The 21,355-nt window shown below is 46.5% G+C and carries 18 protein-coding genes; 11 read left to right on the top strand and 7 right to left on the bottom strand.

Annotated elements, in window-relative coordinates:
* Positions 1–208 precede the first annotated feature (208 nt).
* Positions 209–1,198: a LacI family DNA-binding transcriptional regulator gene (locus ACQ5BJ_RS24315; RefSeq protein WP_268622355.1), complete on the top strand. Its 990-nt coding sequence runs from the start codon at positions 209–211 to the stop codon at positions 1,196–1,198.
* Positions 1,199–1,322: 124 nt separating this feature from the next.
* On the opposite strand, the gene ACQ5BJ_RS24310 is transcribed toward ACQ5BJ_RS24315, so the two are convergent.
* The 4 genes from ACQ5BJ_RS24310 to ACQ5BJ_RS24295 all read right to left on the bottom strand — a co-directional run bounded on the left by ACQ5BJ_RS24310 (position 1,323) and on the right by ACQ5BJ_RS24295 (position 6,280).
* Positions 1,323–2,534, bottom strand: a complete 1,212-nt coding sequence (locus tag ACQ5BJ_RS24310) for an MFS transporter (protein WP_040735795.1) — start codon at positions 2,532–2,534, stop codon at positions 1,323–1,325.
* 120 nt (positions 2,535–2,654) lie between these two features.
* Positions 2,655–3,734 (bottom strand): Ger(x)C family spore germination C-terminal domain-containing protein, encoded by a 1,080-nt coding sequence (locus ACQ5BJ_RS24305; RefSeq protein ID WP_005546019.1) that lies wholly within the window; start codon positions 3,732–3,734, stop codon positions 2,655–2,657.
* Positions 3,735–3,749: 15 nt separating this feature from the next.
* The gene (locus tag ACQ5BJ_RS24300) at positions 3,750–4,871 is read right to left on the bottom strand and encodes a GerAB/ArcD/ProY family transporter (RefSeq protein ID WP_430112764.1); all 1,122 of its coding nucleotides are present in this window, start codon (positions 4,869–4,871) and stop codon (positions 3,750–3,752) included.
* Positions 4,841–6,280, bottom strand: coding sequence for a spore germination protein (locus tag ACQ5BJ_RS24295; protein WP_430112762.1), 1,440 nt, complete (start codon positions 6,278–6,280; stop codon positions 4,841–4,843). Before ACQ5BJ_RS24295 ends, ACQ5BJ_RS24300 begins: the two co-directional genes overlap by 31 nt.
* 278 nt (positions 6,281–6,558) lie before the next feature.
* On the opposite strand from ACQ5BJ_RS24295, the gene hemE reads away from it, so the two are divergent.
* The 10 genes from hemE to ACQ5BJ_RS24245 all read left to right on the top strand — a co-directional run bounded on the left by hemE (position 6,559) and on the right by ACQ5BJ_RS24245 (position 18,436).
* Positions 6,559–7,608, top strand: coding sequence for a uroporphyrinogen decarboxylase (gene hemE, locus ACQ5BJ_RS24290; RefSeq protein WP_268598839.1), 1,050 nt, complete (start codon positions 6,559–6,561; stop codon positions 7,606–7,608).
* A 32-nt stretch (positions 7,609–7,640) separates the two neighbouring features.
* Entirely contained in the window at positions 7,641–8,585 is a 945-nt protein-coding gene (gene hemH, locus ACQ5BJ_RS24285; RefSeq protein WP_430112759.1) for a ferrochelatase, read from the top strand.
* Positions 8,586–8,611: 26 nt separating this feature from the next.
* Positions 8,612–10,084, top strand: a complete 1,473-nt coding sequence (hemG, locus tag ACQ5BJ_RS24280; RefSeq protein ID WP_005546032.1) for a protoporphyrinogen oxidase — start codon at positions 8,612–8,614, stop codon at positions 10,082–10,084.
* A gap of 239 nt (positions 10,085–10,323) precedes the next feature.
* A complete protein-coding gene (locus ACQ5BJ_RS24275; RefSeq protein ID WP_430112756.1) occupies positions 10,324–11,580 on the top strand; it encodes a CapA family protein in 1,257 nt (418 codons plus the stop codon).
* Positions 11,581–11,636: 56 nt separating this feature from the next.
* The gene (locus tag ACQ5BJ_RS24270; protein WP_430112755.1) at positions 11,637–12,320 is read left to right on the top strand and encodes a fumarylacetoacetate hydrolase family protein; all 684 of its coding nucleotides are present in this window, start codon (positions 11,637–11,639) and stop codon (positions 12,318–12,320) included.
* A 465-nt stretch (positions 12,321–12,785) separates the two neighbouring features.
* Positions 12,786–13,322 (top strand): antiterminator LoaP, encoded by a 537-nt coding sequence (loaP, locus tag ACQ5BJ_RS24265; protein ID WP_005546035.1) that lies wholly within the window; start codon positions 12,786–12,788, stop codon positions 13,320–13,322.
* 731 nt (positions 13,323–14,053) lie between these two features.
* On the top strand, positions 14,054–14,923 hold the full coding sequence (locus tag ACQ5BJ_RS24260; RefSeq protein WP_268622343.1) for a DUF92 domain-containing protein: 870 nt from the start codon (positions 14,054–14,056) through the stop codon (positions 14,921–14,923).
* A gap of 119 nt (positions 14,924–15,042) precedes the next feature.
* Complete coding sequence (locus ACQ5BJ_RS24255; protein ID WP_268622341.1) at positions 15,043–15,624, top strand: TetR/AcrR family transcriptional regulator; 582 nt, start codon at positions 15,043–15,045, stop codon at positions 15,622–15,624.
* A gap of 272 nt (positions 15,625–15,896) precedes the next feature.
* The gene (locus ACQ5BJ_RS24250) at positions 15,897–17,825 is read left to right on the top strand and encodes an ABC-F family ATP-binding cassette domain-containing protein (RefSeq protein WP_289356022.1); all 1,929 of its coding nucleotides are present in this window, start codon (positions 15,897–15,899) and stop codon (positions 17,823–17,825) included.
* Positions 17,826–17,872: 47 nt separating this feature from the next.
* Positions 17,873–18,436 carry an STM3941 family protein gene (locus ACQ5BJ_RS24245; RefSeq protein WP_268598833.1) on the top strand — a complete coding sequence of 188 codons (564 nt, stop codon included), beginning with the start codon at positions 17,873–17,875 and terminating at the stop codon, positions 18,434–18,436.
* 172 nt (positions 18,437–18,608) lie between these two features.
* Here the strand turns inward: ACQ5BJ_RS24245 and ACQ5BJ_RS24240 are convergent, their stop codons facing one another.
* The 3 genes from ACQ5BJ_RS24240 to ACQ5BJ_RS24230 all read right to left on the bottom strand — a co-directional run bounded on the left by ACQ5BJ_RS24240 (position 18,609) and on the right by ACQ5BJ_RS24230 (position 21,277).
* Positions 18,609–19,622, bottom strand: a complete 1,014-nt coding sequence (locus ACQ5BJ_RS24240) for an acryloyl-CoA reductase (protein ID WP_430112752.1) — start codon at positions 19,620–19,622, stop codon at positions 18,609–18,611.
* A 122-nt stretch (positions 19,623–19,744) separates the two neighbouring features.
* On the bottom strand, positions 19,745–20,830 hold the full coding sequence (locus tag ACQ5BJ_RS24235) for a M42 family metallopeptidase (protein ID WP_430112750.1): 1,086 nt from the start codon (positions 20,828–20,830) through the stop codon (positions 19,745–19,747).
* Positions 20,831–20,896: 66 nt separating this feature from the next.
* Positions 20,897–21,277: a LapA family protein gene (locus tag ACQ5BJ_RS24230; protein WP_005546047.1), complete on the bottom strand. Its 381-nt coding sequence runs from the start codon at positions 21,275–21,277 to the stop codon at positions 20,897–20,899.
* Between the last annotated feature and the right edge of the window lie 78 nt (positions 21,278–21,355).

Raw genomic sequence — 21,355 nt, 5'->3', positions numbered from 1 at the left:
CTGCGAGCCATCCTGCCGTAACGCCCTAGGAGATTGAAGCTATCGGTTTTCTCCGTGTGGTGCATCAGGTTACGCCAGCAGGTAACGGCTACAGTCATAACGTATCAGATGAAATGCTTTTCATAGCAAGAGCTTTTTACTTTTTTTCAGACATCGGTTACCATACGGTATAATGAAGAAGCATTGGATGAATAGGGGGATCGCGATAATGGCGAATATTAAGCAGATTGCGGAGCTGTCCGGTGTATCAGTCACCACGGTATCCCGTGTGCTGAATAATCATCCTTATGTGAGTCAAGAAAAGCGGAAGGCCGTCATGCGGGTTGTCGAGCAGCTCGATTACACGCAAAACTTCAATGCGGTGCATTTGGTTAAGGGGAGAACCCAGCTTATCGGCATTCTTCTTCCTTGTATGGATATGCCGTTTTTCTCAAGCTTCATGACGGGATTGGCAGAAGAAGCGCTGCGACATAAATATAATCTTGTATTTTTTCAAACGGACTATAACGCGGAAGAAGAGCTGCGTGCGCTCCATATGCTGAAGCAGAGACAAATTGACGGACTGATTATTGTTTCGAAGGACTTGTCATGGGATACGGTTGAGGAATACACGCGCTACGGACCCATTGTATCCTTAGAGCATGCCGGCAATCGTCCGATAACTTCGATAAGCTTTGATTACTATGGAAGCTACAGCTATGCCATGCGCTATCTCATTGAGAAGGGACATCGTCGTATCGGGATATCGGTATGTAGAGAATATAGCTATAATAGTTCGATTCGCTTGCAAGCTTATGTGGATGCCCTCCGTGATATTGGTGTAACCCCTGAGGAGAACTGGATGTTCTATCGGAGCAGCAACATCCAGCATGGAGCGGAGCTGCTCCAGAGATGGATTGCAATGGAAAATCGTCCAACCGCTATCATTGCTTCTGGCGATGAAGTTGCAGCTGGAATGATATTGGAGGGACGGAAGCAAGAAATTCATGTCCCAGAGCATCTATCCTTAATCAGTTGCGAGAATTTCCCGATGGCTTCAGTTATCGGGGTGACTTCAATTGATTATCGCAATGAAGAAGCTGGAGCTGCTATGTTTCAGGCGTGCTTTACACGAATTATGAATCCTGAAGCAGTGCCCGAACAGCGAATTATGCGATTTGAGTTCGTAGAGCGGAGCTCAGTCGCGGATATCAAATAGGACAAGACCCAGGGATGCCCTGGGTCTTGTTCATGATGTGCTCATTACTTCTGATGATGTAGTCGGCAAAATGTATTTGTGACCATGATCTCTTGATGGTGTGGAACACGTGATTTCATTGGCACTACGGACGGAGTTCTGCACGGTTGCTGCCGTACAACGAGAAGCGAGTCCACAACGTATTAAGGAGCAGCAATATTCCTGACATAATAAAAATTCCTTCGATACCGATAACGCCCGAAAGCAATCCGCCGACAATCGGTCCAACCATGTTGCCCAGCGCTAAGGTGCTGCTGTTGAAGCTGTAAGCACGGCTTTCCATACCGTCAGGCGTAAATTTGCGGATAAGCGAATTAACGGAAGGAAGGAGTCCTCCCATGAAGATTCCGAGTGCAAACCGAACGGCGGCAAGCTGCCATACTTGCGTGACGAAGGCTTGTGGGATTAAGCAGCAGGCTGCACCGACTAGGCAAATGGTTAAGATGCGATGCGATCCGATTTTGTCGCTGATTTTGCCGAGTATCGGTGAACAGATCATATTAGACAATCCGGTCACTGCGCTTACGACTCCGGCTAGCAATGCCAGACCCTGCTGTGATCCATGGAGCTCCTGTACATACAGCGGCAATAACGACATGGGACTTAGCATGGCGAATTGCAGCAGGAAGGTAACAGCCAACAACGACTTCAATTGCGGGATGCGGGCCAATTCCTTGAAACCCTGCAGTACAGACATCTCAGACGTTTTGCTTACCTTCTCACGATCGAAGGACTCTTTCACCATGAACATTGTCAGCATGGTTGCCAGAAATAGGAGCGTTCCTGTGATGTAGAAAATAGGACGGTATCCGACCAAGTCGGCCAACACGCCGCCCATTAGTGGCCCCAAAATCGAGCCTGCAACGACCCCGGATTGAAGAACTCCCATCGCGAAGCCCATTCGTTCTTTGGGCGTCGTTGACGATACTAGCGCAACGGCAGCAGGGTTGAATCCGGAAATGGTTCCGTTCAGCATGCGCAGCAGCAATAGATGCCAAGGCGTCTGCGCTAACCCCATTAATGCGGTAACTGCCGCCATTCCGAATCCCGAGCGAAGCAGCATGACCTTGCGCCCGTATTTGTCAGCGAATTTCCCCCATATCGGCTGGAAAATAAATGAGGTGAAGAAATTCGCCGCAAATATGAATCCTGACCAGAGCGCGATTTGATGCGTATCGGTCAGTCCGATATCATGCTGCAAATATAAAGCAAGAAACGGGGTAACCATGGTCATTCCTGCCATGGCAAGAAATGAACCGAACCATAAAATGATGAGATTTAATTTCCATTGCTGCATATCTCTTGTTCACCACTTTCTTCGGTCACGGTCCGTCCGATGTGCCAGCAACTGGTACCAGTATACCATATTGTACTATAACAATGTTGTCATATTGGAAGGCAGTGATGCCAAGCATTGCTACACCTCATTGATTTTGCTGTACGTTACAATACAGCGAATGTTGGACTTCGCAAATCGTTCTGGCCATTCCTCGCCTTTATAAGCAGGATAACCGATCTTATTGCGTACATGTGCACCGATCCCGAGACAATCTGTCTTTTGCTCCTGAAGGAAGCGAATGACCTGCTCGTACTTGCGCTGCAACTGCTTGGTAATGTTGGAGGAGGTACCAACATTATTGTTGCCAAGCTCGTTCAATGATGAGGTGGTGGCTCCCTTGATGGACAGTGTGATTTCCACCTCTGGATAGGGATCCGTTCGGATAACGCGGATTTTCCGTTTGACTTGAGCATTTTCAATAATAAGCGGTTGTTGTTTGTTCATCCGTTCCTCTGGAATATACAGGAGCGCCGTCATTCGGTTGCTTCGTAAAGTGAGCATGAAATTGACATCCTCCTCGGGCAGGGTCGCGACCCAGCTTCCGTTCCGAAACAATGCCATTCCGTGAATTCGAACATCGTTTTTATTAAAACTGGCAATGGAGCAGACAGGCTCAATCCCATCATCGAGATCGTCTCGAATAAAGTTGAAGAGTGAAGATAGGGTCAAGTTTTTATTTTTATGAAGCTTCATCAGCAATTGATACAGGGCGAGGTTCAACTCCCCCTTGGGCGCTTGGAAAATGCCGCTGGCCTTGCCTTTCACCATAAGCAGGTTGGAGGTCAAAGGGAACTTCGAGTCATAGACAAGATGACGGATGGCATTTACCGGTTGCCTCGCGACCTCTTCCCCGAACAAAATGTTGCGCAGTTGTCCAACCACGAGTTGGGATTGTGTCTGCAGATTGAAATGATTCATAGCCCCCTGGAAATCTGGCGCCTCCAGGATAGAATGCCAGATGAGTGTCTTGTTGCCACTAGACTCTTGCGGAAAGCTGATGCCGTATTTGAATGGGTGTTTCTCCCCAACATCGACCGTAATGGTTTGAATGAAACCTGCCTCATTCACAATAATCTTTTGCTGGCATCCGGTTATAGCGATAATGGAGATGATCCATACTCCGGTTAAGAAGAGCTTTCGAATGGATGTATCCTTCATGACACAACCTCCTGTTCACGTTTGCGGGCAGGCGGATTCTTGTATGGACGTATCTTCGCGCTTAGCGGCCGATTGCTGATCAGCATGGACTGGGAGAATCCAATACAGACTAATGAGGATCAGAATGAGTATCCAGTCTCCATATGCGACAAACTCGCTTATCTTGCCAAATTGCTCAACAGTGATGGAAGCAAGCAGCGGTATTGAGCATAATACGCAAAGAAGTACAAAAACAGGCGCTTTGGGTGCTTGATGCCGAATATGCATGACAGCTTGCGAAGCACTCCATATGTACAAGGAAGCAGAGATAACGGCAGAGAACATCATGAAGATGAACAGCAGGTCGGTAATATTCTCAAGCGCTGTCAATCTGGAGCCTCCGTACAGCCGCAGAACCGGGTAAAGGATCGTGCTGGACTGATGAATCGGAAGCATGCCTTGAACAAGCAAACAGTACATCAAGTAGTAGGCGGCAGCGATTCCGTTGAACAAGAGTACAGTGCGGAACCATTTCGTCTTTTTGTCCAATAGCGGAGCCAACATCATCAATAGCTCAAAACCAAAAAAAGAGCTCATGATTTCTGAGATGCCGGCTGCCGTTGGATGGGCTTGATAAAAGAAAAAGGGTGTAAGCCGAGTGAATTGGAAATCATTGAATTGCAGCAGCTCAAGGCCAATTGACCAGAATGTCAAAAACAAAAAAACGATAGAGGACTTCGCCATTGTGTAGGGGCCTAGCCATGCACAGTACAAAGCTGTTCCTAAAATGATAATGCTCAGCGTATGAATGTTTACTGAGGTATCATTTGTATACTGAAACACCAGCGTATAGGAATGTATCACGGTATATACAATCCCGATGAACTGAATGCCAATGAAGCTGAGGAGAGGAACAGCTGCATATGCCGGAAGTCTCTCCGATATGAGTTGTGGAATAGACTGAAATCCATGTCTTCGCATCCCGTAATACATCACAATAATGTGGAGCAGTGAAAGAATATAAAAAACAGGGATCATAACCCAACTGTTGGTGCCAAATTGCTGTGCCATAACATTGGGCAATTGAAAAAACAAAGCTCCCCGTTGTGTCATATAAATGAGGATACCTACTCCCCAAGCTTTGTATGTTGGTGACAAGGCCGCACCTCCGATGTCATCTCTTGATGGGTTCCGACGGTTATATTTGTCGACGGATGCGTTACCGATTGAGGCACTCGGTTTTGTTTTAAAAACAGATAAAAAGGCACATCATCGATGTAGATATACTCCCGATTGATACTTCGTAAATGGCATAAATGCATAATAAATACAATCAAAAACAACATGAGCCCAAAGTAACCGAGAAATCCGGCTAACAATATCGACATGAAGCGAAGCAGGCGCAATGAAGTTTCCATGGTATAGTTCGGCACGATAAAGGAGGAAAGCGCTCCTGCAGCTACAGATACGATGAGCACATTCCCTGCTAATCCAGCCTGTACGACTGCTTGTCCGATGACGAGACCGCCTACGATGCCGATCGTTTGTCCAATCTTCGTTGGAAGCCGAACCCCTGCCTCGCGCAGCAACTCAATGACGAACTCCATCAGCAGCGCTTCGATCATGGGATCGAATGGAACAGAGGAACGAGAGCTCACAATGGTTTTCAGCAAGGTGGCCGGAATGAATTGATAGTGATACGTAGTGACGGCTACGTAAAATGCACTGAACATAATAGAAAGCATAAAGGCTGCTAATCGAAGCAAGCGGATAAAAATACTGAAATGCCATCTTTCATAAATATCCCCTGTTGAAGCGAAAAACTCCAAAAAACGGGCAGGGGCAACCATTGCAGAAGGGCTGTTATCTGTAATAAGCGCTATTTTGCCCAGTGTAAGAAGGTGAACAACTGCGTCAGGCCGTTCTGTGTCATACCACTGTGGAAAGATGGAGAACGGCGAATTCTCCAAATATTTTGCTACTGTATTTCCGTCCAGCACTTCATCGATATGGAGAAGCTGAATCCGACGGTTAATCTCATCAAGTGCAGATGCATCCACTTTTTCTTCTAAGTAAACGAGGTACACAAATTGAGAGTAGCTGTCTCCTACATCTACTTTTTTTACTTTAAGATCCGTGGTTCGAAGTCGCCGGCGCAAGAGTGACACATTGGTGCTCCAGCCTTCTGTGAAGGCGTCATGCGGTCCGGTTATTAACGTTTCTTTTTCAGTTGCTTCTACTGATCTGGTGGATCCGCTCCCAGATGACACGGTATACAGTTTCGAACGATACACTGCGCCGATGCGGCCTTTCAAGATATCAGTAATGAAGCTGCGTTCACTCGCGGCTGGACTAGGCTCCTGGATAGCTTGCCAAGTGGATAGCATGCGCATTATGCTCACATCAGTCGGGTTATCTTCGAAGAATGACGTGACAATTTGTTGGAATTGGGCTCCGTCCAACAGGTGATCGAAATAATAAAGGGTCACCTCTCCGTCAGCATAGGAGCGTACGGTTAAGTCATCGCATTCGCGAAATGAATGTGTAAGCTGCTGTTGCAAATCCATGATGCGCGAAATCCTCCTGTTTGTCCCTAATCCATGAGCATATGATGCGCAACATCATAAATTTTATGATGGGGTTTGAACAATATAAGGGTTGCATTATCGGCAAAGAAGCGGGTTGTATGATAAAATGTCAAAGTCTGCTCATTTTTGGACTTGGATTGTCAACAGATTGTCATAGCTTCTGCAGATGGTCTGGTTGTGGTCGTTCTGGAAAACGGGCATAATGGAAGCGTTAGGTTGTAACAAATTGCACAATACCGTTCGTTTGGAGGGTATATATGACTTATAATGATCGTTTTATACGTGCATGCCGCAAGGAGCCGGTCGATCGGCTTCCGGTATGGTACATGCGCCAGGCGGGGCGCTATGATCCGGAATATCGCAAGATTAAAGAGAAATACAGCTTGCTTGAAATATGCCGTCAGCCTGAATTGGCTGCGGAAGTGACGATGATGCCGGTGAAGAAGCTGGGCGTCGATGCAGCTATTTTATATTCAGACATCATGAATCCTGTTGCGTCGATTGGAATCGACTTTGATATTGTCGCTCAGGTTGGCCCAGTGATTCATAATCCAATCCGCACGGCTAAGGATGTTGAACGCTTGAAGCCGGTTGATCCAGAAGGGGATTTAGGACATATTCTAGAAACCATTCGGATACTGGATTCTGAATTAAACGTACCGCTGATTACGTTTGCGGGAGCTCCATTTACGATTGCCAGCTATCTGATTGAGGGGCGTCCATCGAAATCTTATATACGTACGAAAACGATGATGTACGAAGCGCCAGAGGTATGGTTCGCACTTATGGACAAGCTCGGCGATATGGTCATCCGTTATGTTCGCGCTCAAATTGCGAACGGCGGGAAAGCGTTCCAATTGTTCGATAGCTGGGTTGGATCGCTGTCTCCACGTGATTACGTAAGATATGTTCTCCCTGTGATCGAGCGGATTTATGATGAGCTGTCTGATCTCGGTGTGCCGAGCATTTACTTCCCAGGGGTTAGCTCAGGCGAGCTGCTTCCGTATCTGCATGTCTTGAAGGCCGATGTGATAGGACTGGATTGGCGGGTGTCTATCGCAGAAGGACGGAAGCGCCTAGAGGGCAAATATGCAGTTCAGGGCAATCTTGATCCATTTGTACTTACTGGTCCTATGGACATTATCCAACGTGAAGCGGCTCATATTATAGATGAAGGTGTGAAGGAGCCTGGATATATTTTCAATCTAGGACATGGACTATTCCCAGAGGCATCGCTGGATAAATTGAAGCAGTTGACGGAATTCGTTCATGCCTATTCATCAGAGGCAATTGCTTCCCGCAAATAAAGGCTTAGCAGCAATCTTGATGGAGGTGGCGCATGAGTAAGAGAAAAGTAGGCGTTCTCGTCATGTCCTATGGGACACCATGCAGTATGGAAGAAATCGAGCCGTACTACACGCATATTCGCAGAGGGAACCCTCCTTCTGCCGAGCAATTGGCGGAATTAAAAGAGCGCTATGAAGCGATTGTAGGTGGAGTATTTCCACTTCGCGAAAATACAGATCGTCAAGTTGCAGGGCTGCAGCATACCTTGGATCGTTTAACCGCAGGTATGGATGTGCAGTATGTGTGTTACCAAGGTCTGAAGCATGCTCAGCCATATATTGAAGACGGCGTGGCGGCAATGGCGAAGGATGGAATAACGGAAGCAGTCAGCATTGTGCTCGCTCCGCATTATTCTGTGATGAGCGTTGGCGGCTATAATAAGCGTGCTCAGGAAGAAGCGGCTAAGCATGGCATTCAGATGAAATGCGTCAACAGCTATCACCTGCATCCGGAGCTTATAGATGCGCTAGCTAAGCGTGTAAATGAGCAGCTGGAAGCCTTCGTGACTGAGGGAGCGGTGCGTGGTAAGGTTGAGGTGCTATTTAGTGCACATAGCTTGCCGGCGCGCATATTGGAATTGAATGATCCTTATCCGGACGAACTGAATGCTACGGCAGCAGCTGTAGCCAAGCAGTGCGGGTTAAAGGGCGGACAATGGCGCTTCACTTGGCAAAGTGCGGGCCAAACAGCAATGCCATGGCTCGGCCCAGATATTTTAGATACATTAGCTGCAGTTGCAGAAGAAGGCGCGAAATGGGTACTGTCTGCTCCAATCGGGTTCGTGTCGGATCATTTGGAGGTTTTATATGACTTGGACATTGAAGCACTTCGCACTGCAGAGCAATTGCAAATCGGCTTCAAGCGTATACGGATGTTGAATGACGATCCACAATATATGTTGGTGTTGGCCGACACGATTATGAAGTTGGATCAATAGGGAGCTAGAGAAAGAAGGGGCGTAACATGAACTGTTCGCGGGATCTGGTCATCATCGGCGGGGGGATAACGGGGTTGTCCGCCGCTTACTATGCAGCGAAGAAAGCGGAGGAGAACGGACAGACGCTGAGGATTGCTATCATTGAGCAAACCTCTCGGCTAGGCGGCAAGATTGAAACCTTGCGCAAAGACGGGTGCGTCATCGAGAAGGGGCCTGATTCCTTTCTCGCCCGCAAGATGCCGATGATCGATTTAGCGCGCGATCTCGGACTGGAATCGGAGCTTGTAGCAACGAATCCACATGCCAAGAAGACATACATTGTAAGAAGAGGTGTCATGCATCGCATGCCTCCGGGACTGATTCTCGGAATTCCTACCGAGCTGGCTCCATTCGCGAAGACAGGGCTTATTTCGGTCATGGGCAAGCTGCGTGCATTAATGGATTTATTCAAGAAGCCGCGCATGTCGACCGAGGATGAATCGCTGGGCTCATTTTTAGAACGGCGATTAGGTCATGAAGTTATGGAGCATATTGCTGAGCCGCTGCTGGCTGGGATTTACGCAGGGGATATGAGCAAGCTAAGCCTGCAGCAAACATTTCCGCAATTTGCAGAAGTGGAACGAAAATATGGAAGCTTGATAAAAGGGATGATTGCAAACCGCAAGGCGGGGCAGTCTTTGCCCGGATTGCCGGACGTTGCGCGGGGTTCAACCTTTTTGACTTTCCGCAGCGGTTTGACCTCTCTTGTTGAACGTTTGGACGATGTACTGCGAGAAGCGAATGTAGACATTGAACTAGGTGTTGGAGCAGAACGATTCGAGAAGCTGGCAGATGGAGGGTATCGTATTTATCTCGATAATGGCAATACGATGGAGACGCCATCCATTGTGGTGACCACGCCTTCTTATCACGCCTCCACTTTCTTGAATGATCATGTGGACACCTCTGGATTGGAAGCGATCGAGCATGTGTCGGTTGCCAATGTAGTCAGTGTGTTTGAGAGGAGCGTAGTGACGAAGCCGCTAGATGGAACGGGCTTCCTTATCTCGCGGAAAGAGAAGCGGGCCATTACGGCATGTACGTGGACATCGATCAAGTGGCCGCATACGTCAAGAGGGGACAAGCTTATCGTCCGCTGCTATATTGGGCGCGCAGGCGATGAGGAGCGGGTCGAATGGCCGGATGAGGCGCTTAAGCGCACGGTTCGCAATGAATTGCGGGATCTTATGGGCGTTACCGCTGAGCCTGAGTTCGTAGAGATCACGAGACTGAAGCGCTCGATGCCGCAGTATCCTATTGGTCATGTGCAGGCTATTCAGCGACTGCGTGAGCAAGTCGGCAAGGAGCTTCCGGGTATATATCTCGCAGGTCAGCCGTATGAAGGGGTTGGCATGCCGGATTGTATCCGCAGCGGTCGAATTGCTGGCGAACAGTCCATTGCATTTTTGGCAGACATGTGTTCGGCAGAAGAAGATAAAAGTGGAACATTCGCAGGATAATCCCCTACCATTTCTTGCAGATAAAGTGAAGCATCATGATGAGTTGAGGCAAACCGTGATGTTGAATTCAATGACTTGAAGAAGAGGCCGTGCTCGGACACGGCCTCTTTTTTGTATGAACTTGTTTGGAAAATTGTGCAAAAGCTTCTTTGCCCACGTTATTGTTCACTTGTTATAATGGAAGCAGCGTATATTTCTTTCGAGCAAGCATACCAAAATAATGATAAGAAGGAGAGCCTATGGAGTTATCGAGAACGGAACGACACAAGCAGCGGCGCGAGCAGCAACAGCAGCGGAAACGCAAAGCAGTATGGATATACGTTGTATTCGGAATTATCGTTATTTCAGCAGCGTTATTTGCTTGGCAGGGGAAGTTGTTTGATTTAGGCGGGACAGAAGCCAAGGATGGAATAACGGCTCCTGCAGGAGATAAGTCAGCCGTAGGAGATCAAGAACAGAACGGAGAGGGCGCGAACGACTCTAAGGGTACTAAAGATGCAACGGATGCAAATGACGGGACAACTGTTCCAGAAAACAAGAAGGGGGCCACGGTTCGCTTGACGTTCGTCGGCGATATGATGATGTCAGGTCGAGTCGAGGATGTAGTCAAGGAGAAGGGATATGATTTCCCTTATTATTATGCGAAGTCTCTGCTACAGGATGCGGATCTTGCGATTGGGAATCTGGAGACGCCCTTGACTATAGGCGGAAAGCCAGCAGACAATAAGCTGTTCGTGTATAAGTCCTCCCCGAAGATGGCCCAGGTAATGGCTGATGCTGGAATCGACATCGTCAACTTGGCGAACAACCACTCGATGGATCAAGGTGAAGAAGGGCTTTTGGATACATTCCAAGCATTGAAAGCAGCAAATGTCAGCTACATAGGAGCCGGGAAGAATTCAAAGGAAGCTTATACGCCGTTAATCGTAGAGCGCAATGGGATTAAGCTGGCATTTTTAGGTTTGAGTCGGGTTATTCCCGATGATAGCTGGTATGCGTGGAAAAACAAGCCTGGAGTAGCGACTACCTATGAAGGAACGAAGGAGCGGGCGGCAGAAGCGATTAAGGCAGCGAAGAAGGAAGCTGATATTGTTGTCGTCATTGCGCACTGGGGAGAAGAACGGACAGATGAACCAAATGCGAAGCAGAAGGAGCTGGCGAAGCTGTTCGTGGATTCCGGCGCCGATCTCATCGTTGGCGGACATCCACATGTCGTACAAGGTTTTGAACAGCAGCAGGACAGTTGGATTGCTTACAGTATGGGCAACTTTATTTTCACGCAAGCGGAAAATCCGAAAACGTGGGAGACAATGGCGCTTCAAGCAGAATGTAAGAAGGACGGCAAGTGTGAGCTTAAAATGACACCGTACTTCACAGATGTAGGACAAGCAATCCCGTTAGAAGGTGAGCGAGGACAAAAAGTAATGAAGCGACTACAGGAAATATCGTCAGGCATCCACATTGATCAAAACGGAAACATAAGCAAAAAGCAATAATTCATACGTAATCATACTGACAGGAAGACACCGAACAATTGATGGGGGAGAAAGGTATGAATCCACATTTGAGAACGCAAAGCTTGGATAAAAGTAATCATTCCTTCATTCGAAATGTATATTGCATAGGCCGCAATTATCGTCTGCACGCTGCTGAGCTTGGCAACGAAGTTCCTCAGGAGCCGATGGTTTTCATGAAGCCCTCTCACGCGGTTGCGCATATTTCAGAGATGATCGATCTGCCGCTTCCGCTTCATCTTGGATCCGTACATCATGAAATCGAGCTTGTGCTTCGAATCGGGAAGCCTGTTCAGAAGGGAATGACCGCTGACGAGGTTGTTGATGCCTACGCCTTAGGAATTGATTTTACGCTGCGTGATGTACAGGATATGCTCAAGCGTAAGGGGCATCCTTGGATGGCTGCAAAAGGAGTCTTGAATTCTGCGCCGATTACGTCTTTCCGTCCTTTTCCGGGAACAGAGGCATTGTTGCATTCACCATTTAGCCTGCTTAACAATGGCAAGGAAGTGCAATCAGGTTCGGCGCATGATATGATCTTCTCATTTGATACGCTTATTACCTATATTGCCGATCATTATGGGCTTGGGGTAGGAGATCTGGTGTTTACTGGAACGCCTGCAGGTGTGGGAGCTGTACAGGTTAATGACGAGCTGTCGCTCATAATGGATGGTGAAATGCTTGGCAGATGCCGCATATGTGCTATGGAAAAGGTCATTTAAACGATTGTGGATGTTACCTCGATTTGTTGAAAATAGCATGGACAAAAACCATATTTAGTTTCATTTCTTTAAGCCCGTTTTCGGGCTTTTTTATTATATTTGGGAGAAAAACATGATATTTTTTTACGATTAAAAGAAGGATTCGACAATATCTTGGATAATATTTAATTTATATAGAAAAGGAGGAGATTGCATGAATGTTTGCAAGATTGAAGAGCAAATGAATACATAAAGATGTAGTTACATTAACTACGCCTCGAGTAATTTCCAGCAACGACACCGCAGAATAATATCAACAAACTTCACTAATGAGCTCTCTTACGAACTAGACATCTAGATATCATATGTGTTGAGTTATCGATTTCGCAAATAGAACGTCTTATCTGTGTCCTTCATTTTGGAGGAGATTCGTGCAAATACCGTCATGATAAATTTAGGATTTCATATGTTGTGAGGGGGCTAAAAATGAAATGGTATGCATTAAGTGTTGAAACGGGCTGTGAAGAGACTGTTCGATCAATTATACGGCGTGATTTTGATCCGTCCATATTACATGCGATTGTACCTAAGCGAAGATTATGTGAAAAAAAACAAGGCCATATTCATTATGTTGTCAAAACGATGTTTCCCGGTTATCTTCTCATACGAACTACGATGAATACAAAAACCTACTACAAGCTTCGAGAGGTACCGAAGGTCTACAGTATTCTTAATAATTTTCAAATACAACATAAGATATATAAAAACGATGATATTGTTTCTATTTCTAACATTCCTGAAGAAGAAGTCTCTATGTTATTTCAATTGCTTGATAGAAATCATATTATCAATTTATCGGGTGCAATCGTCATAAATTCACGAGTTCAAGTAAAATGTGGCCCACTAAAGGGGATGGAAGGAATTATTCGGAAAGTGGACAAACGGAAAAATCGTGCTAAAATCTCATTAAGTTTTCTTGGATGTGAAAAGCTTATCGATGTAGGAATAGAAATACTTCAATAATAGGTCGATTTTTAATCAAAGGGTAATGTCATTTCTGTTTTTTTTAAAATAATATGTTTATATCGTAAATTTATAGACATTATATAAATATGGAAAATGTCATTCCCCCTTCAATTGGGGAATGACATTTTATACGCGTGAAGATCAGCATAATATTTTATATATTTGTCAATCTATGAAAGCAAAGAATTGTTGAAAAAGGGCAGTCCGTGATCCCCTTTTGTTTCCAGATGCCATACGTAATTTGGAACGAGAAGGAGAGCATCTTATTTAGATCTAAGCCCCTCTGGATCTCTCATCAATGTCGTGAAGCGGATCGCATCTGGGCATGTTTCTCCAAGTTGGCGGGACTACCGTTGTTCTCGATACGGTGAAGCAAAAAATACTCTCTATTCTCTACTATCATTTTTACATCCTCGTATAAGAAAATACCCCAAGATTTGCGATCCTCGTCATATTTGACCGAGGTACGCCTTCTCATTTCCTGCTACCAGGGGAAAAGGCTCAAAACTATTATCGAGCTGCTTCGCTTTCTTTAATAGGTCTCCCAAGCATTGTTCATTGGCATGCACTCCTCCTAACATATACTTTATTCACTTAGAGTACTACTATATACTATTTTTACATAGATTTATTACCTAGCTTCTAGCTTATCGGGGATTTGCAAAATAAGGAATATTATTAGGTTCGTTGTGGTAAAATTGGGCACGGACGAAAGGAGGAGAGCCACAATGCTTGCAAGGTGGATAGAAATGATAGATAGCTTAAATCCGTGGCTGATTGGCTTTGTAGGAAGTGCTGTCGTTGCGGGAGCTGCACTTTGGAAGCGTGCCTTGACACGATCCGGGGCAGCAGCCGCTGTGGTCATGGGAACGATTTATTATGGAAGCGGCAACTTAGTCTGGTTTGGGTTGCTGCTTGCCTTTTTCATCACGTCGACCTTCTGGTCGAAATGGAAAAAACGGAAAAAATCCCACCTTGATCATATTTATGAAAAAACAGGTGAACGCGATGCAGGTCAGGTATTTGCAAATGGCGGGATTGGCATGCTGCTTTGTATGGCGAATGCAATATGGCCAAGCTCTGTATGGCTGTGGCTGTTCATCGGGGTGATGGCGACAGTCAATGCGGATACATGGGCAACGGAAATTGGCAGTTTGAGCAAGCGGCTGCCTCGCTCACTGCTGAACGGGAAGCAGGTAGCGGCTGGTACGTCAGGGGCGATATCGCCGCTTGGCACGTCCGCTTCAGTGGCAGGTGCACTTACGATAGGCTTTGCGGCAGTCGGTTTGATGGTGCTGCAGGATTTAGTAGCAACTCATCCGGCAGGTGACGGATTGAACTGGACCACTCTCCTTATTGTGATCGTTGCTGCGACAATTGGCGGAACAGCGGGAGCATTGTTTGATTCCCTGTTGGGCGCCACTGTGCAGGCAGGGTATCAATGCAGAACTTGTGGAGTATCCACAGAGCGGTTGTTGCACTGTGCAGCAGCGACGAATCATATTCGCGGCCTCGCTTGGTTAAATAATGATCGTGTCAACTTGCTTGCTTCATGTATCGGCGGAATTGTCTCACTTCTTGTCGCTCTGCTTCTGTAGTCGGAAAGAGAGCTTGAATTGTCACGCAATTGAAATCGACAACATTCCTGACTCATGTTATAGTCGAAGCAGAATGTTAGTCTATTTGTTGGGCAGCAGTGTACAAGGAGGTGAACCGAGTGAGTTATGGACAGAGTGACAAGCAGCAGCTAATTATGAACGCAGCTTATGAACTCTTCGGTTCTAATGGTTTTTATGAAACGAAAATGTCGGAAATAGCTGACAAGGCTGGCATAGCCAAAGGAACGCTATATTTATATTTCGAGAGCAAAGAGCAGCTATTTGCGGCTATAATTATGCGCAGCTTCGAGCAGTTTCTGCAGGAGCTGGATCAAGGGCTTCTTGAGCGTGACACCTTCGAAGGAAGTCTTACCTTCATAGCTGAACATCATTTGGAGCATTATTACAAGCGCAGGGAATATACGAAGCTGTTCTTCAAGGCGCCGAATAAGGATCCGGAAATGATGGGAGCGCTGTGCAATTTCATGCAAAGCTATGTGCAGCGGATTGCAAGTACAATGGAGAACTTTGATCTACCAGATCCCCTACTTCACGCCAAATCCTTTATCGGGATGCTTGATATGCTCAAGATGGACATTTTATTTGATCCGACATTCTCCATTCATGATTTGCGGCGGCGAATTCAATTCGCATCCGAATTATTTCAGAATGGATGTAAGCACGGCATGCCGCTCTCTTAGCTGCATGAATGTTTTATTCAGAAGGGGAACCGATACAATGGTTCTCCTTTTTCGATGATGGGAGGTGGAAACTAGGGGGCACAATAGTGGCCCCTTCGTTCTTTTGCAGTTTGTCTTCACCTGAATGGACAAGAACTGTGCATATAAGCTATCGTCTATTGTCAATGAAATGTTATGATAAGGAATAGGTAATGAAGTAGATTGGAGATGCAGTTGGATTGCGCTGCAACTTCGTTATAGATGGGTTGAGCTTGATTGGAGGAACGGAAATCATGCATGTAATGACGATCGAACAATTAGGTAAAAGTTATGGGGATAAAACGCTGTTTAAAGATGTATCATTTGGCATCGAAGAGGGAGATCGTTTCGGTATCGTAGGCGTGAATGGTACAGGAAAATCTACGTTCCTTCGTACGATTATGGGCTTGGAGCCAATAGAAGAAGGCAAGATTATGGTTGGAAACCGCGTTCGCGTGCAATATGTGCCGCAGGAGCCGGAATATGATCCTAACGCTACTGTTTTGGATCAGGTGATGGGCGGGGATGCTCCTGAAATGGTTGCCATTCGAACATATACCGAGAGCTTGGAATCGGCCGCAGCTCATCCCGATGATGAGCAAGTCCAGCAAAGACTTGTACGAGCTAGCGATGATATGGATCGTCTTCAGGCTTGGCAGCTCGAGAGCGATGCCAAGACAATTCTGTCCAAACTTGGCATTCATCGCTTTGACGCCCGTATGGGTGATTTGTCAGGCGGTCAGCGCAAGCGTGTAGCGCTTGCCTCAGCACTGATTCACCCTTCGGATTTGCTGATGTTGGATGAACCGACGAACCATATCGATAATGATACTGTAGCATGGCTGGAGACATTGCTCCAAAAGCGCAGTGGTGCATTAATCATGATTACGCACGATCGCTACTTCCTGGATCGCGTAGCCAATCGTATGATCGAGCTGGATCAAGGTCGCGCTTACTTCTATGAAGCCAATTATACGCGCTTCTTAGAGTTAAAAGCAGATCGGGAGGCGCGTGAAGCTGCGTCAGAGGATAAGCGTCAGAATTTGCTGCGAAATGAGCTGGCTTGGATTCGGCGCGGGGCACAAGCAAGATCAACGAAACAAAAGGCGCGGATTCAACGCTTCGAGGAATTGCAGGCAAATAACCCGCTTGCAAAAAATGGACAAGTGGAAATCTCCGCAATGTCTGCACGCCTAGGAAAGAAAATTATGGAACTGGACGCTCTTGGATGCTCGATTGATGGTCGTGAGCTGTTCAGGGATCTTAGCTATATTACTGTACCGGAGGATCGCATAGGCATCATTGGGCCGAACGGGAGCGGAAAATCGACACTGCTTCGTGTCATTGCAGGCATGCGCGAGCCGCAACAAGGAACCATCGTGTTAGGGCCAACGGTTCGCATTGGATTTTTCACACAGGAACATGAAGAAATGGATGAGTCGCTCCGTGTCATTGAGTATATACGCGAGGGAGCAGAAACCGTTCAGACTGCTGAAGGGCATACAGTAACGGCTGCACAAATGCTGGAGCGCTTCATGTTCAGCCCAACGATGCAGTGGACTTTGATTGGCAAGCTGTCAGGCGGAGAGAAACGGCGGCTTCAGTTGCTTCGAATCTTGATGGAAGCCCCAAATGTTTTGCTGCTTGATGAGCCAACCAATGATCTGGATGTACAGACGCTTGCAGTGCTGGAGCAGTATTTGGATGATTTCCCTGGCGTTGTCATCACGGTATCTCATGATCGTTACTTCTTGGATCGTGTAGCAGAACGTATCTGGTCATTTGAAAATGGTCATGTCAACCAGCATGTCGGCAATTATTCAGAATATATGGAGTGGCAATCCAAGCATGGAAATTCGACAAATTCGGAAAGCAGCGTAACGCAATCCAAGGTAGCGACTGTTGCCACAGAGCCTGGCGGCAAACCAGAACGCAAGCCTAAGCTCAAAATGTCATACAAAGAAGAACGTGAGTATGAACAGATTGAAGAACGCATTATGGAAGCCGAGAGCAATATTGAACGAATCCAGCAGGATATGGAGCAGGCGTTCAATGATTCTGTACGCTTGCAGGAGCTGATGAAGGAAGATGCCGAAGCTCAGAAGCTGTTAGAGCATTTGATGGAGCGATGGACCTATTTAAGTGAGCTTGCCGAGCAAATCGAGGCGGAGAAATCAAAGTAACATTAATGACATATGAGTTGACGTGAAAGGTATGAACGATACTGCTAATGAATAACAGCGATGTGAAGGGAAGCGTTCGTATGATGGGGAAGTATGAACCGGAATCACAAGATATTGTTATTTATCCTAGTAAGCGAAAATTAATCTTATTATGTCTATGTTCTCTCATTTTCATTGCAATTGGAGCAGTACTGTTAGGAACGGATAAAGGGATATATGTAATCCTTGGAGCGATAAGCATTGCATTTTTTGGACTTGGCTGTCTGTACAGCATGTACCGCATGCTCATTCCTAAACCTGCAGTAATCCTGACAGTGGAAGGATTCTATGATCAAGCTTCGCTTGGGGCGGCGGGGAAAGTGTTTTGGTCGGAAGTTGAGGAGATTAAGATTTATGAGATGATGGGGCAGACTTTTCTTGGTGTGAGGGTAGTGAATCCAGATCAGTTCCTAGCTCGCTGCCCAGGATGGAAGCGTTCAGCTATGTCAGCAAATCAGGCATTTGTGGATACACAGATTAACATTCCTAAGATTGGAATACGTGGCTCGATTGAGCAGCTTGCACAGGATATGCATGTGCGCTGGGAGCAAGAGAAACTGAATCAGCACTAATATAAAGAGCAGGAAATCTTACTTGAACTGTACCTCCAATCGCTAGATGGTGTCTAACAATTGGGGGGCAGTTCAACTTGGTTCCTGCTCTTTTTCTATGATTTGCTGCTTATCAAATCATGAATGACGAAAGTGCTTGCTATCTATATATCTATCCAAAGCCAATACCATTCTACTCATTGTCACCTATCTTTACGATGGCACGACCATGCGATTTGCCATGAAGAAGCTCAGTGACATAGGCAGGGACTTCTGACAACTGCAATTCACATATCCAATTCGGGGTATCGATGAATGACTTCCACTGTTTTCCGATTCGCGACCATAAACGCATACGATCCTCATTCGAGACGAATACCGAATCGATGCCGTACAAGGTTGCACCTCTCAAAATGAAAGGAAAGACAGAAGCAGGTAATGCCCCGCCTGCGGTCATCCCGGCTGCAGCTACAGCTCCGCCATAATGCAGAGAAGACAGGACAGAGGCAAGGATAGCCCCGCCGCATACGTCGATTGCACCTGCCCAGCGCTGCTTATCGAGCGGCCTTGGCCGCTCAGGCAGAAGCTCTCTGCGTGCGACAATGTGCTTGGCGCCAAGCGTATAAAGCAGTTCTTCATATTGTGCCTTGCCTGTTGAGGCGACAACCTCATACCCCAGATTGGCAAGCATGGATACGGCAATAGAACCTACGCCTCCCGTTGCGCCGGTTACGAGAATAGGCCCTTGCTCAGGTGTTATTCCGTGGCGTTCCAAGCGTTCAACGGCGAGTGCAGCCGTTAGACCTGCTGTACCGAAAATCATGGCTTCCCGCAGACTGAGCGAATCTGGTAGCGGAACGATCCACTCGGCAGGGACACGGACAATTTCACTGAGCCCTCCCGTATGGGTCACTCCCAACCCATAACCCGTTACAAGCACACGCTGGCCTGGCGAGTATCGTTCATCCTCAGACTGCATAACGACACCAGACATATCAATCCCTGGAATGAAGGGAAATGACTTAACGATGTTTCCTGTAGGCGAGCAGGCAAGTGCATCTTTGTAGTTTAAACCTGAATAAGCAGTGCGAATTGTTACTGTGCCCGCTGATAGTTGATCCGGTGTACATGGCTGAACATGTATATCTAATGCTCCGTCTGACTGTTGTTGAATCCATAACGCTGAAAATTGCTGTTGCTGTAGCATCTACCTTCGAGCCTCCCTTCTTATTCACTGTTGCACAAGCTAAGATATGTGGAAGATAGGACAAAATCACTCCCATTAGGGATTAAAGTGATTAACAGCATTAATTATATCTGTTCTTGCTCTTAATCCTCTGTGATGTATGCTGCAATCAAGCGTGCTGTGTTCATAACTGCACGTTGATGAGTGCGTTCCATCGCATGTGAGGCATGAACACCTGGACCAATTAACGCAGCTCGAATGTTGTTGCCTCCGCGAAGTGCCGCAGATGCATCTGAACCGTAGTGTGGGTAAATATCGATTGCGTGTTCGATCCCTTCACGTTCTGCAAGTGCAATCAGTTGGCCTGTCATCATATAATCATACGGACCGGATGAATCTTTCGCACAAATCGACACATCTGTTTCTTTACATGACAAATCATCCCCCATAGCACCCATATCAACGGCAAGCAATTCCGTTATTTCCTGGGGAATGAATGACGCTCCATGTCCGATTTCTTCATAATTTGTAATAAAAATGACAATATCATGCATTGGCTGCCAAGCATGGCGTTTCATGCTTTCCAGCAATCCGAATAATGCAGCTACACTAGCCTTATCATCTAGGTGGCGAGACTTAATTAAACCGTTTGGCAGGTGTACGGGACGCGCATCGAAGGAAACGTAATCTCCTGTACGGATGCCAAGCGCTTCGGTATCCTTCTTAGAGTGCACAAGCTCATCAATTCGTACAATCATATTTTTCTCTTCGCGTGCGTATTCTCTTGCATCGCTGTATACGTGAACAGAAGGATGATTCGTCATAATTGTACCTGTATATGTATGACCGCTGCGAGTATGAATTTGGCAGTATTCGTTTTCCATCGAGCCAGACATATACCCGCCAAGGGAAGTTAAGCGCAATGTTCCGTCAGTATGTATCGAACGTACCATAGCTCCGAGTGTGTCTACATGGGCGGATAATCCAATGACTTTTTTCGAGCTGCGATTCGTACCGGCTACCTTAATGACGCCACAGCCTTTTTGCGTCAGCTCAAATGAATATCCTAGCTGTTCTGCTTCTTGTCCAATCCGGTTCATAATATGGTGGGTATAGCCTGTCGGACTTGGACTTGATAGCAGTTCCAGCAGGAAGGCTGTTACATAGGTTTCGTCAATTATTGCATGAAATGGTTCAGGTGCGATTGTTGGATATGCAGATGTGGTCATAGGTTACGTTCCTCCTCAAAATCGTTTGTCCGTATATGTATCGTGCATGTGTTGGTGCCATCTTGCTTAATGCTCAGTCTTATTAACGCTGGATGTTGTTGTGAAGCCGGTGAGATCTTCAGTTGAAGGTTCTCCGTTAGGAAGTAAACCTTCTTGGTCACTTAGAGATTCATGGCTCTCTAGCATAGATGAGCCCTCCCCAGTAAGCTGCGCAAGCTGAAGCTCCAATTGCTTAATCTTCTTCTGGGAACGGAACTGTAAGTAAATGCTGTATGAGCCTACAATTACTGCGCCTAGCAGCGTGCAGCCCAAAATAAGTAGAATAAGCGGTACGTCGAATGTGCCGAACAGCAGGTTAACTTGAACTGGATTTACATTGATAACGGCAAATATCGCTGTAATCAGCGCAAAAATGAGCCCTGCCAGCAAGGACCATTGAATTCGCATTGCAGGTAGCCTCCTTACCTTTATTTTATGTATCTAATCTCAGTATAATGTTCGACTTCATTCGCCACAAGTTGAATG

This window comes from Paenibacillus sp. B1-35 (assembly GCF_050474385.1).
GTDB lineage: Bacteria > Bacillota > Bacilli > Paenibacillales > Paenibacillaceae > Paenibacillus_B > Paenibacillus_B alvei.
The sequence above is the reverse complement of the archived record's forward strand: the minus strand, read 5'-3'. Positions and strand labels throughout refer to the sequence as shown.